General features: G+C 35.5%; 15 protein-coding genes. 13 read left to right on the forward strand and 2 right to left on the reverse strand.

From position 1 onward, the window contains the following. Position 1: 1 nt before the first annotated feature. Positions 2-1,126 carry a 2Fe-2S iron-sulfur cluster-binding protein gene (locus ACWPWS_RS06335; protein WP_454045920.1) on the reverse strand — a complete coding sequence of 375 codons (1,125 nt, stop codon included), beginning with the start codon at positions 1,124-1,126 and terminating at the stop codon, positions 2-4. Between the two features lie 33 nt (positions 1,127-1,159). On the opposite strand from ACWPWS_RS06335, the gene ACWPWS_RS06340 reads away from it, so the two are divergent. From ACWPWS_RS06340 to ACWPWS_RS06400, 13 genes are all read left to right on the forward strand, one after another. Then, the gene (locus ACWPWS_RS06340) at positions 1,160-1,720 is read left to right on the forward strand and encodes a TlpA family protein disulfide reductase (protein ID WP_209784647.1); all 561 of its coding nucleotides are present in this window, start codon (positions 1,160-1,162) and stop codon (positions 1,718-1,720) included. 24 nt (positions 1,721-1,744) lie between these two features. Beyond that, positions 1,745-2,716 carry an iron chelate uptake ABC transporter family permease subunit gene (locus tag ACWPWS_RS06345; RefSeq protein WP_454045921.1) on the forward strand — a complete coding sequence of 324 codons (972 nt, stop codon included), beginning with the start codon at positions 1,745-1,747 and terminating at the stop codon, positions 2,714-2,716. 279 nt (positions 2,717-2,995) lie between these two features. Continuing rightward, positions 2,996-3,373, forward strand: coding sequence for a GxxExxY protein (locus ACWPWS_RS06350; RefSeq protein WP_454045922.1), 378 nt, complete (start codon positions 2,996-2,998; stop codon positions 3,371-3,373). Between the two features lie 100 nt (positions 3,374-3,473). Further along, positions 3,474-4,397, forward strand: coding sequence for an ABC transporter ATP-binding protein (locus ACWPWS_RS06355; RefSeq protein ID WP_454045923.1), 924 nt, complete (start codon positions 3,474-3,476; stop codon positions 4,395-4,397). Positions 4,398-4,562: 165 nt separating this feature from the next. Further along, positions 4,563-5,015, forward strand: coding sequence for a MarR family winged helix-turn-helix transcriptional regulator (locus ACWPWS_RS06360; RefSeq protein WP_105682793.1), 453 nt, complete (start codon positions 4,563-4,565; stop codon positions 5,013-5,015). Positions 5,016-5,068: 53 nt separating this feature from the next. Then, complete coding sequence (locus ACWPWS_RS06365; RefSeq protein WP_209784650.1) at positions 5,069-7,462, forward strand: 3-hydroxyacyl-CoA dehydrogenase/enoyl-CoA hydratase family protein; 2,394 nt, start codon at positions 5,069-5,071, stop codon at positions 7,460-7,462. A gap of 82 nt (positions 7,463-7,544) precedes the next feature. Beyond that, entirely contained in the window at positions 7,545-8,009 is a 465-nt protein-coding gene (gene tnpA / locus ACWPWS_RS06370) for an IS200/IS605 family transposase (RefSeq protein WP_454045924.1), read from the forward strand. A 103-nt stretch (positions 8,010-8,112) separates the two neighbouring features. Next, entirely contained in the window at positions 8,113-9,291 is a 1,179-nt protein-coding gene (locus ACWPWS_RS06375) for an acetyl-CoA C-acyltransferase (RefSeq protein WP_209784652.1), read from the forward strand. Positions 9,292-9,323: 32 nt separating this feature from the next. Next, the gene (locus ACWPWS_RS06380; protein ID WP_209784653.1) at positions 9,324-9,680 is read left to right on the forward strand and encodes a four helix bundle protein; all 357 of its coding nucleotides are present in this window, start codon (positions 9,324-9,326) and stop codon (positions 9,678-9,680) included. A gap of 50 nt (positions 9,681-9,730) precedes the next feature. Continuing rightward, positions 9,731-11,509 carry an acyl-CoA dehydrogenase family protein gene (locus ACWPWS_RS06385; RefSeq protein ID WP_209784654.1) on the forward strand — a complete coding sequence of 593 codons (1,779 nt, stop codon included), beginning with the start codon at positions 9,731-9,733 and terminating at the stop codon, positions 11,507-11,509. 147 nt (positions 11,510-11,656) lie between these two features. Continuing rightward, on the forward strand, positions 11,657-11,971 hold the full coding sequence (locus tag ACWPWS_RS06390; protein WP_454045925.1) for a hypothetical protein: 315 nt from the start codon (positions 11,657-11,659) through the stop codon (positions 11,969-11,971). Between the two features lie 28 nt (positions 11,972-11,999). Then, positions 12,000-12,335, forward strand: coding sequence for a YegP family protein (locus ACWPWS_RS06395; protein WP_309512237.1), 336 nt, complete (start codon positions 12,000-12,002; stop codon positions 12,333-12,335). Positions 12,336-12,415: 80 nt separating this feature from the next. Continuing rightward, positions 12,416-12,862: a phosphohydrolase gene (locus ACWPWS_RS06400; RefSeq protein WP_034694511.1), complete on the forward strand. Its 447-nt coding sequence runs from the start codon at positions 12,416-12,418 to the stop codon at positions 12,860-12,862. On the opposite strand, the gene ACWPWS_RS06405 is transcribed toward ACWPWS_RS06400, so the two are convergent. After that, positions 12,859-13,575 (reverse strand): DUF2490 domain-containing protein, encoded by a 717-nt coding sequence (locus tag ACWPWS_RS06405; RefSeq protein ID WP_034694295.1) that lies wholly within the window; start codon positions 13,573-13,575, stop codon positions 12,859-12,861. The genes ACWPWS_RS06400 and ACWPWS_RS06405 overlap by 4 nt on opposite strands. Positions 13,576-13,603 lie beyond the last annotated feature (28 nt).

Below are 13,603 nucleotides of genomic sequence, written 5' to 3' on the forward strand. Positions count from 1 at the left end.
CTCAACTAAGATCAAAGTTAAGCTTTATTTTTTTACTTTTCACTATAGACATGCAAGCCAATATATGCCCCTGCTCTTCTTCTTTTTCGGTAAGATACTCATTTTCCAACAGTTCCACTTCCCCTTCCTCTAAAGAACATTCACAACTTCCACAGATTCCAGACTTACATGAATAAGGTACCGGAAATTTCTGAATAAGAAGCTGCTGAAGGATTTTATCCTTATTATCAGCAAGATGTGTCGTATATTTTTTTCCCAGCATGGTAAATTCCACTTCTATATTTTCAATCAGAGGAAATTCTTTTTCTACAGGATAAATATCATCATTAAATTCTTCAAAAAGTTCAAAATGAATATTCTTTTTTGGAATTCCGTGGTGATAGCATGCATTGGCCAATGTCTTGATCATTTCTCCTTTTCCACAGATCAATACTTCATCTACAGCATCCCAAATGGTAGATTCTTCATCTGTATCATCCAAATGAAGGATCTGATTGATGATAAGATGTAATTTTTTTTCGTCCAGCCTGCCGTAGAAAAACTGATCTGCAGTTTTTTCCTGTGAGAAAAAATAAAATATCTGAAGTCTGTCTCCACATGTTCTGGCAAGATTATCCAACTGCTCACGATAAACGAGATCTTCTGAACTTTTATTTCCAAAAAATAAAAACAATCTTGTTCGGGGTTCGTTGTGAAGAATATTTTTAAAGTGACTCAAAATAGGAGTAATTCCTATCCCTGCAGCAAAAGCTACAATAGTCCTGAATTCACTGGGTTTAGATACAATGGTAAACCTTCCTGCAGGTTCACTCACCCACAGTTTATCACCTGTATTATAGTTTTGAAATAACTGAGAAGTCGCGCCTTCAGCAGAATTTATTTTAATCCCCAGACAGATTTTACCTTCATAAGGAGCTGAAGTCATTGAATAATCATTAATAACCTCTTCCCCATGTGATTGAAATCGTATGCTGACGAACTGCCCTGCTTCAAACCTGAAATTTTCCTTTAAATTCTCAGGAATATCAAACTCCAGAGAAAAAGTATTTTTGGTCAGCTCTTCCTTTTTCGCTATTTTTAACGGATGAAACTGTATCAGTTTCCCTTTATAGATTTGTTGTTCCATAACTTCAATTCAAAAATAGATAAAAAATAATTTATGAAGAAGATAATTTTATCCACGTTACTTCTTACTGCATTGTACAGCTGTAAAAAAGAAGGTCAGAAAACTGAAAACACTGTAACTGCAGACTCTGTTTCCGTATCTCAAAATACAGGAAATGAAGGAAGTGCAGCCATTCCCAAAGAATTTTCTCCTGAAAATGTAAGCCAGCATTTAGCAAAAAACAATGATACTCTATATGTAACCAATTTTTTTGCCACCTGGTGCGGTCCATGTATGAGAGAGATTCCAAGTTTTAAAAGTAAAATGGAAGAATTAAAAGGAAAACCTGTAAAGTTCACTTTCGTAAATCTTGATGAAAAGGCAGATTGGGAAGGTGCTGTTAAAAACTTTGCTACTGAAAACAAATTGGGAGGCAGCATTATCTTACTGGATGGACAAAAATTGGATCAAAACTTTTTCCATAACAACTTCAAGCAATGGGACGGAGGTTCTATTCCTTTTACTTTCATGAGAAAAGGAGATAAAACCGATGAATATCTGGGAATGATGACAGAAGATGTATTGAATTCAAAAATCGATTCTTTCCTAAAATAAAATAGACTGAACTCTTTCTGAATCATGTCAAAAAGATTTAAAATCCTGTGTTTATTATTCGTGATTGCCATTATTGCAAGCGCTGTCATTAATCTGAACACAGGATTTTTACAATTAAGCTTCAAGGATTTCTTTCAGGACTCTGCCCATAATCAAATTGCAGAAATCCGTATCAACCGTGTTCTTGTTATGATGCTGGCCGGAATTTCAATTCCTACCTCTGGTTTTCTGATGCAGGAATATTTTCAAAATCCGCTGGCAGGACCTGATATATTAGGAATCACTTCGGTTGCCAGCTTATCGGTTGCCTTTTACATTTTCTTTTCCCATAACATTTTCCTTCCTGAATTTTTACAGAATAGTTTTCTTAGCTTATCTGCTATTGGAGGAAGCTTACTGTTAATGTTGATACTGCTCTCAATGTCTAATAGATTTCAGGACAAATCCTATCTTATTATTTTCGGATTTCTGGTTTCTGCCTTTGCCGGAGCAATCGTTTCTCTCCTTCAGTTTTACGCAGAAAATCAAAGTCTGAAAAACTATATTTTATGGTCTTTCGGTGCAAATAATATGGTAACGAGAAATCAGATTTATGTACTGCTTATATTGGTTTTAATGGGAATGTTTATTTGTTTCAGGGCTATAAAACCTCTCATTGGAAACTCACTTGGCAATTCCTATGCACAAAGTTTAGGAGTAAACCTGAAGCAACTGAAACTCTTAATAATAGTAGCCTCTTCCCTACTCTCAGCTTCTGTTACGGCATTTCTAGGGCCTATTCTGTTTATTGGAATTATCGTTCCTCACTTTTGCAGACTCGTTTATAATCCTTCAAAATTATGGCAGCAATGGATTCTTAATATGTTTCTGGGAATACTGATTATGCTGTTTTTCTCAGTTATTGCAGAAAAAACACAGATCCCTCTGAATGTAATAAGCTCCGTATTTGGAATTCCTGTGATTCTGATGATGCTTTTGAAACAGAATAAGGTTTAGATTTTTTGTTGGATAACGCAAAGACGCAAGAAACTTTTAAAATCTACATATTTTTAAGACGCAAAGATTTTATCTCCGATAAAATTGAACAACGCATATTTTACATATTTCAAACAAAAATTACCACAACCCCTTGCCGAAAATCTTTGATTTTCCTGCGCCTTAAAATATACGCATGGCTGATAAATCTCTGCGCCTTTGCGTTTATCCAACATCTTATATTAATTACAAATTATTTATCCAACAATTCATATATTTAAGTTCAACAAAACACCACAAATGACAGAAAATGAAATATCAAAAATTGTTTTTGAAACGGGATTAAAAATTCATAGAAAACTTGGAGCAGGATTGTTTGAACATGTCTATGAAGAATGCATGTATTATGAATTAACAAGATCAGGATTTTTAGTAGAAAAGCAAAAGCTTCTTCCCATCATTTATGAAGATTTGAAAATAGACAATGCTTTTAAACTTGACCTGATGATTGAAAACAAAGTGATTTTAGAAATAAAAACCATTGATTACATTAGCCCTGCTCATAAAGCTCAGCTATTAACCTATTTAAAAATGTCAAACTGCAAATTAGGAATGCTTCTCAATTTTCAATCTGATGTTTTCAAAAACGGTGTCACAAGAATTGTAAACAACTTATAAAATAAACGGGATAAAAATTTGAAAAAGTCAAATTCCTTGTGCCTTAAAACATTATTTTTGTAAAAACATTCTACGCCTTTGCGTATAACCAAAATCAAGTATGCACTTACAGATCAATCAGGCAAATATCGGCTACAATACTCCATTAATCTCCAATGCCAATGCAGATTTAAAGCTCGGTGATGTAGGTCTGCTGATTGGTAATAATGGGGTGGGAAAAACAACATTAATCAAATCTATTCTCCATCAGCTCCCATTACTCAATGGGGAGATTTCTATTGGCGGAAAAAATATAAAGCATCTTTCTGTAAAAGAAGTAGCGGAAAATATTGCCATTGTCTTTTCAAAATCGGTTATTCCTCAGCATTATACGGTTGAGGATCTTATTTCTCTGGGAAAATATATCTACTACCCTTTTTATTTTGAATTAAAAAAAGAAGACCGTGAAGAAGTTGCTCATATTATTGAGGAACTGGATTTAAATCAATATAGATACACCCTTCTGAAAAACCTGTCAGACGGAAATCTTCAAAAAGCATTTATCGGGCGGGCGATTACCCAGAACTCTCCTATCATCATTCTGGATGAACCGACTACCCATCTGGATGAAAAAAATAAAATCATTATTCTAAAAACCTTAAGAAAACTGGCTAAAGAACAGAACAAACTTATCCTGTTTTCTTCCCATGACTGGCGGCTGGCCAAAGAGTTTGCCGATAAAATATGGTATGTAAAGGAAAACCATTTGTATTCAGGGATTGTGGAGGATATTTTGCTTCAGCATGATGAACTCACTAACGCCTCGTTATTTCAATTCAACGAGACCTTTATTCCGCCTTTTATCTCAGCACCGCAATTTCACAAGGAAATGCTGTATTCTCTGCTTCAAAAAAACTTCAAAAAAGACCTCTCTGACGTTAATTTCGAGTTTCAGAACACTTTTTGGGTAATTACTAAAGATTCCGCTACCTATCAATGTGAATCTTTTGAAGAAATCGTCAATTTAATCCAAAACATTCATTAATACTACGTTTTCTTTGACTATTCCACATACTATGCATGCATAGTATTATGCTAATCATACAATTTAATCCGTTTATTTCCAGGTTATTAACAAAATTTAACGTTAATAAATATTATGCATGCATAATATTTATTAAATTTGGGTAAAACCATTGGCGCAAAAATGATGGATAATAATAAGGAAAAAATAGAAAACGTAGATTTAATTTTAAAGCAGACCTGGTTGGCTGTTTCTAAAATGTACACAGAATTAGCCCAGGAACATGATTCCACAGCGGTGCAAGCCCTTACTCTTCTTAAAATTGATCCCAAAGAAGGAACCCGAAGTACCAATTTGGGTCCAAAGATGGCTATTGAGCCTACTTCTTTAACCAGAATTATCAAACTTCTGGAAGATAACGGATATATCTATAAGGAAAAAACAACCACTGATAAAAGAGAGGTTATCATCAAACTTACGGATAAAGGACTCAACTCAAGAAACATGTCTAAGGAAGTTGTTGTGAATTTCAACAAAAAGGTAATGGAAAAAATTGCCCCTGAAAAGCTTGAAGCTTTTAAAGATGTAATGGGTGAAATCATGAAAATAGCAAACGAATTATTAAATAACAGAAAATAAATTATGATGACACCTTCGGGCTCATATAATCTTATACAAATAAAAATTTACATATGAAAAGAAGAATCAAACATGTAACGGTTCTCGGTTCAGGGATTATGGGAAGCGGTATCGCTGCTCACTTCGCCAATATCGGAGTAGAAGTATCACTCTTGGATATTGTTCCTTTCGAACTTACTGAAGCTGAACAAAAAAAAGGTTTGACCAAAGATGACAAGGTAGTAAGAAACAGAATTGCTTCCGAAAACTTTGAAAAACTTAAAAAAGCAAGTCCTGCACTTCTTTATTCACCAAAGTTTGCAGACAGAATTACCATCGGAAACTTCGATGATGATTTACCCAAAATAAAAAATACTGACTGGATCATTGAAGTAGTAGTAGAAAGACTTGATATCAAAAAGTCTGTATATGAAAAAATTGAACAGTTCAGAAAACCGGGAACATTAATTTCTTCTAATACATCTGGTATTCCTATTCATTTTCTTACAGAAGGAAGAAGCGAGGATTTCAAAAAATACTTTGCAGGAACGCACTTCTTTAATCCGGTAAGATATCTTCCTCTTTTGGAAATTATTCCAACCAATGATACTGCTCCTGAAATTATCGATTTCTATATGAATTACGGAGCAAAATTCTTAGGTAAAACAACAGTTTTAGCTAAAGACACTCCAGCTTTCATCGCCAACAGAATCGGTGTATTCTCTATGATGGATCTTCTTCACAATGTACAGAAACTAGGACTTACCGTTTCTGATGTTGATAAATTAACTGGTCCGGTAATCGGACGTCCAAAATCTGCTACGTTCAGAACAGCTGACGTTGTAGGTCTTGACACATTGGTAATGGTAGCCAACGGCGTTCGCCAGAGCGGTGCTGAAGCCAATGATTTCAATGATGTTTTTGCTCTTCCAGGCTATATCCAGAAAATGATGGATAATAAATGGCTGGGTTCAAAAACGGAACAAGGGTTCTACAAAAAAGTGAAAAATGCAGAAGGAAAATCTGAAATTCACGGATTAAACCTTGATACGTTGGAATATGAACTTCAAGGAAAATCATCATTCCCTACTCTGGAATTAACAAAAGCTATTGATAAACCAATTGACAGATTCAAAGTTCTGATCGGAGGTAAAGATAAAGCCGGCGAATTATACAGAAAATCTTTAGGGGCATTATTCGCCTATGTATCTCATAAAGTTCCTGAAATTTCTGATGAAGTTTATAAAATTGACGATGCCATGAGAGCTGGTTTCGGATGGGAAAACGGACCATTTGAGATCTGGGATGCTGTAGGCGTTCAAAAAGGTATAGAACTGGCAAAAGATGCTGGATATGAAGTTTCAGACTGGGTGAAAAATGTAGAGACTTTCTATAAAGTTAATGACGAAGGACAAAGTATTTACGTGGATAAAAATTCAGGAGAATACAACAAAATCCCAGGTCAGGATGCATTCATCATCTTAGATAACATCAGAAAAAATAAAACCCTTTGGAGTAATTCGGGGGCTGCTATTGAAGATTTAGGAGATGGTATCATCAACTTCGAGATCCGTTCAAAAATGAACTCTCTTGGAGGCGAAGTTCTTGACGGATTAAACAGAGCCATTGATTTAGCAGAAAAAGAATACGACGGATTGGTTGTAGGAAACCAGGGAGCTAACTTCTCTGTAGGTGCCAACCTTGCTATGATCCTTATGATGGCTATCGAGCAGGATTGGGATGATTTGAATATGGCCATCGCTTACTTCCAGAAATCAATGATGAGAGTACGTTACTCTTCTATTCCTGTTGTGGTTGCTCCTCACGGAATGACTCTTGGTGGAGGATGTGAAATGACAATGCATGCCGACCGAGTGGTTGCTGCTGCAGAAACCTATATCGGACTTGTTGAAACAGGAGTTGGAGTAATTCCTGGCGGTGGTGGTACTAAAGAATTGACTTTAAGAACTTCCAGAGAATTCCACAACGATGATGTTAAAAATAACAGACTTCGTGATGCTTTCATGAACATCGCAATGGGTAAAGTAGCAACTTCAGCTTATGAAGCTTACGATATGGGAATCCTTGAAAAAGGGAAAGACATTGTTTCCGTAAGCAAAAACAGACAGATAGCGGAAGCTAAAAAAGTAGCAAAATTATTAGCAGAACAAGGATATACCCAACCTATCGAACAAAAAGTAAAAGTTCTTGGTAAAGATGCATTAGGAATGTTCTACGTAGGAACAGACCAGATGTTAACCGGAAATTTCATTTCTGCACACGATAAGAAAATTGCTGATAAACTAGCAAATGTAATGGTAGGTGGAAATCTATCTGAACCCACAGTGGTAACAGAACAGTACCTATTGAACCTTGAAAGAGAAACCTTCCTTCAGCTTTGTGGGGAGAGAAAAACTTTAGAGAGAATTCAATATATGTTGCAAAACGGGAAACCTTTGAGAAACTAATGGGAAGCTCCGTAGGAGCGAACTGTTAATAGCATGAATAATTTAAAGATTGGAGAGCCTCGTAGAGGCGACCTGTTAATGTATGGCAAATACCTACACTCAGATTTATATTCAAATTGTTTTCGCTGTAAAAGGAAGACAAAATCTGATTTCAAAAGAAAACAGAGAAGAATTACATCGGTTTATAACAGGTATTGCTTCCAATAGAAATCAAAAATTATTCGCAGTTTTTGCAATGCCGGACCATGTCCATATTCTTATAAGTATGAATCCTACACATTCGGTTTCAGATGTAGTAAGAGATATTAAAGCGGGTTCTTCAAAATTCATCAACGAAAAAGGATGGATCAATGGAAAATTCAATTGGCAGGAAGGCTATGGAGCTTTTTCTTATTCTAAAAGCAGTGTTGATTCTGTTGTAAAATATATTTTAGAGCAGGAAGAACATCATAAAAAGAAAACTTTTAGAGAAGAATATCTGGATTTTATGTCAAAATTTGAGATAGAATATGATCCAAAATATTTATTTGAATGGATTAATGATTAACAGGTCGCTCCTACGGAGCTCCACAAAAAGCATAAACAAATATCTATGAACAGTTTACCTCTACGAGGCAAAAAATTCTTAAAACAATTTAATTAAACAAAAAATGAAAACAGCATACATAGTAAAAGGTTTTAGAACAGCCGTTGGAAAAGCTCCAAAAGGAAGTTTAAGATTTACAAGACCTGATGTCATGGCGGCTACCGTAATTGAAAAATTAATGGCTGAGCTACCACAATTAGATAAAAACAGAATTGATGACCTTATCGTAGGAAATGCAATGCCGGAAGCTGAACAAGGGCTGAATGTTGCACGTCTGATCTCTTTGATGGGATTAAATACGGATAAAGTTCCGGGGGTAACCGTAAACAGATACTGTGCTTCAGGAAGTGAGGCCATTGCGATTGCTTCTGCAAAAATTCAGGCTGGTATGGCAGATTGTATCATCGCCGGAGGTACGGAATCCATGTCATACATCCCAATGGGAGGTTACAAACCGGTTCCTGAAACAGATATCGCAAAAACCAACCCTGATTACTATTGGGGAATGGGTTACACAGCGGAAGAAGTTGCAAAACAGTATAACATTACAAGAGAAGAGCAGGATCAGTTTGCTTTTGAATCTCACATGAAGGCTTTAAAAGCTAATCAGGAAGGAAAATTTGCTAATCAGATTGTTCCGATTCCTGTAGAATATAACTTCCTGGACGAAAATCAGAAAATACAGACTAAAAAGTTTGATTTTTCAATAGATGAAGGGCCTAGAGCCGATACTTCTTTAGCTGGTTTAGCAAAATTAAGACCCGTATTTGCCAACGGAGGAAGCGTAACTGCCGGAAACTCTTCTCAAATGAGTGACGGAGCCGCTTTTGTAATGGTAATGAGTGAGGAAATGGTAAAAGAATTAGGATTGGAGCCTGAAGCAAGATTAGTTGCTTATGCAGCAGCCGGATTAGAGCCAAGAATCATGGGAATGGGACCTATCTACGCTATTCCAAAAGCATTGAAACAGGCAGGTTTAGAATTAAAAGATATTGAATTAATTGAATTAAACGAAGCATTCGCCTCTCAATCTGTTGCCATTAAGAAAGAATTAGGCTTAAACCCTGATATCTTAAACGTAAACGGAGGAGCCATCGCTTTGGGTCACCCACTTGGATGTACCGGAACGAAATTAACAGTTCAACTTCTTGACGAAATGAGAAAGCGCGGAAACAAATACGGAATGGTTTCCATGTGCGTTGGAACGGGGCAAGGCGCGGCTTCAATCTTTGAACTTCTTTAATTATAGATTTTAAATTATAAATTTTAGATGCAATGGGTTTCAAAGAAGACAATTTGATCCAAATAAAAACTTTTGATTTTGCCTTAAGAATAATTAAATTTTATACTGAGTGCAAATCTCAAAACGAGTTTATTTTATCAAAACAAATTCTTCGTTCTGGGACTTCCATTGGAGCAAATGTAGAAGAAGCTATAGCGGCTCAATCTAAAAAAGATTTTATATCAAAACTCTCTATTGCAAATAAAGAAGCGAGAGAAACAAGATACTGGCTGAAACTTTATGATTCTTCAAATCTCGTTCAAATTGAGATCAATTCATATTTAAAAGATATTGAAATGATCATTAATATTTTAACTAAAATCATTAAAACATCATCTGAAAATTTATAACAACAAAATCTAATTTAAAATTTATAATCTAAAATTTAAAATAATAACAAATGAGCAATATACTTAAAGGTGGGGAATTCCTAATTAAACAAATTCCAGCTAATGAAATTTTCTCTTTGGAAGAACTTTCTGAAGAACAAAAAATGCTTCGTGATTCCGCGAAAGAATTTATTGACAGAGAAGTTATTCCACAACACGATCGTTTTGAGAAAAAAGATTATGCATTGACTGAAGAAACAATGCGTAAATTAGGTGAAATGGGACTGTTAGGAATCACTGTTCCTGAAGAATATGGAGGTTTGGGAATGGGATTTGTGAGCACAATGTTGGCTTGCGATTATGTTTCCGGAGGAAATGGATCATTAGCGACAGCTTATGGAGCACACACGGGAATTGGAACTCTTCCTACTTTGCTTTACGGAAGTGAAGAATTGAAAAAGAAATACCTTCCGGATTTGGCTACAGGAACAAAATTCGGAGCATATTGTTTGACTGAGCCGGATGCAGGATCTGATGCCAATTCAGGGAAAACAAGAGCAAAATTGTCTGAAGATGGAAAGCATTATATTATCAATGGACAAAAAATGTGGATTTCCAATGCAGGTTTTGCAGATACTTTCACATTATTCGCAAAAATTGATGATGATAAAAATATTACAGGTTTTGTAATCAACCGTTCAGAATTAGAAAATCCGGAAAGTTTAACATTTGGTGAAGAAGAACATAAATTAGGTATTCGTTCCTCTTCTACCCGTCAGGTTTTCTTCAATGATATGAAAGTTCCTGTTGAAAATATGTTGGGTGAAAGAAACAACGGTTTTAAAATCGCTTTGAATGCATTAAATGTTGGTAGAATTAAATTAGCTGCTGCAAACCTTGACGGACAAAGAAGAATTCTAAACCATGCTATTCAGTATTCAAATGAAAGAAAGCAATTTGGTGTTTCTATTTCTACTTTCGGAGCTATCAGAAAGAAAATTGCAGAAATGTCAACCGGAGTTTTTGTGAGTGAAGCTGGTTCTTACCGTTTAGCAAAAAATGTTGAAGATAAAATTGCAGAATTAGTTGCTGGCGGAATGGATCATCAACAAGCGGAATTAAAAGGGGTTGAAGAATTTGCAGTAGAAGCTTCTATCCTTAAAGTTTTCGTTTCTGACCTTACTCAAAATACTGCAGATGAAGGAATCCAGATTTATGGAGGAATGGGATTCTCAGAAGATACCCCAATGGAATCTGCGTGGAGAGATGCCAGAATTGGTAGAATCTATGAAGGTACCAACGAAATCAACAGACTATTGGCTGTAGGAATGCTTATCAAGAGAGCAATGAAAGGTGAATTAGACCTTTTATCTCCTGCAATGGCAATCAGCAAAGAATTGATGGGTATCCCTTCATTTGAAGTTCCTGACTATTCAGAATTCATGAGTGAAGAAAAAGCAATTATTGCTAATCTTAAGAAAGTATTCTTAATGGTTTCCGGAGCAGCACTACAGAAATTCATGATGGATATTGAGAAACAACAACATTTATTATTGAATGCTTCTGAAATCCTTAACCAGATCTATATGGCAGAATCTGCAATATTAAGAGCAGAGAAACATTTCTCTCCTGAATCTGTGGAAGCAGCTATGGCTCAGCTGAACCTTTACAAAGCTGTTGAGAAAATCATTACTTCTGCTAAAGAAGGAATCGTTTCTTTTGCTGAAGGAGATGAGCAGAGAATGATGCTTTCTGGATTAAGAAGATTCACAAAGTATACCAATCATCCGAATGTGGTAGCTCTTACTGAAAAAGTAGCAGCACACTATATCGGGAAAGGAGCTTATTAGTCTTTAATAACATAAATTTGATTCAGCGTCTCATTTTTTGAGGCGCTTTTTTTTCACCCGTATTCCCAATCTCCACCGTTGAATTTCAAGGTATTATATAAAGTTATTCAAAAAAAATTATTATTTTTATTATAAATTAATAAACACATGAGAATTCTATTATTTCCCCTTCTTCTTATTTCAGCAGCTTTTTCAGCCCAAAAAAAAGACAATGGAGTTCCTGTTTCTAAGATTGATACCACAAAAATCGTTTCTAAAGGGAAGTTTCCGGGATCTTTTGCCCTTAAATCAGATCATTCTCAGAAAGAACTTTACAAGATATTGACCGTTAAACCCAATGATACGATTCTTTATCTGGCTTTAAAAGAGCCTTCAAAAGATTATTCACAATATAAAATTTTAAACTCGATTACACCCGATAAACTTCAGGTGGATCGGAAAAAGATAACGCCATCCAAATAAACACAACACAAACTAAAAAACTATTACCATGGGAAAATTTATTATCTCTAAAAGAATAAACGGAGACTTTCAGTTTAACCTCAAGGCGGGAAACGGACAGGTAATTTTAACCAGTCAGGGATACAGTACCAAGCCATCCTGCGAAAACGGAATCGGAACTGTAAAAACCAACTCACAGGAAGATGCCAAATTTGAAAGAAATACAGCCAATGATGGCAGATGTTATTTCAACCTTAAAGCCGGAAACGGACAGATCATAGGAACCAGCCAAATGTATGAATCTGACAATGGCATGGAAAATGGAATAGAATCTGTAAAAAACAATGCGCCACATGCTCATATAGAGGATGAAACCAATGTCTAAAAATCATCTGAAATATTCTTGATAAAAATGCTTTATTTTTTAAGGCATTTTTTATTTTTGTAGTCTATTTTTCATTAGAAATGACAAAAGAAGAATTACTGAATAAAGCAATCAAAATTGCCGATAAGGCTCATAAAGGACAAACTGATAAATACCATGCTCCATACATCGCCCACGTGATGCGTGTGATGAACTATGGTAAAACATTGGATGAAAAAATTGTTGGAGTACTGCATGATGTAGTAGAAGATCATCCTCTGGAGTTCAGCCTGGATTATTTAAGATCGGAAGGATTTCCCGAATATATTATTTTTGCCATCAGCTGTCTTACGAAGCTTGATCCTGAAGAAGATTACGATGAATTTATCAAAAGAACAGAAAGATCTCTCCTTTCTGTTGCGGTAAAACTGAATGACCTTCGTGATAATATGGATCTTAGAAGAGTAAACAGAGAGCTTACTCCCAAAGACATCAAAAGGTTCAATAAATATCTGAAAGCCTACCGTTATCTGATAGAGAAATATTAATCCGCACCCGGGAAATCGTAAGTTTTCGTGTGATGGTCTGTTCCGTCGATATTAATGTTTAACGCAAGGTAAACGAAATGTAAATTTTTATTTCCTTTTGCTTCGAATTCACGCTGCCACAGATATCCGCTCACAATTCCAAAATAATCATCGATCTGATAGCCGAAACCGCCGTAAACTCTGTTTCTGGCAAAAGTAGGCTTCATCGGAGAGACAAAGAAAACTTCGTCATAGGCATTGGCAAAAACAGTTCCTTTTTTGATGGTTTTCGCATTTAAAGGAACACTTACATTCAAACGATATCTGTAACGCATTCTCTGGGAAGTCTGATCTGTTTTAGGCTCATAGAACCAGCTTTTTTCAGCACGAAAACGGTTTTCGAACTTCACGATACCTTTTTTAATATCGATAACATCCTGAAGCCATACCCTGAATTCCTCTCTGCTTAGACTATGCTCTTTATAGTTCACATACCTTCCCAATCCAACGAAAGGTTTGTGATTCTTGGTAAGATTATACCCTAATCCCCCTTTTATTTCATAATAATCAGGGTAGGTATAATCTTCGTTACCACGCATCTGCCCTTCAGCATAAAGGAAAAATTTTGGATGAAACTTATACGTCAGAGTCACTGCATTGAAGCTGGAAATATGTTCCTGTGCTTTAAAAAAAGAAATTCCAAGTAATAAACCTAAGCCTATAAGACGTTTCATAAAAAATTTTTGCAAATGTATATTTTTT

This window comes from Chryseobacterium sp. Marseille-Q8038, assembly GCF_965111995.1.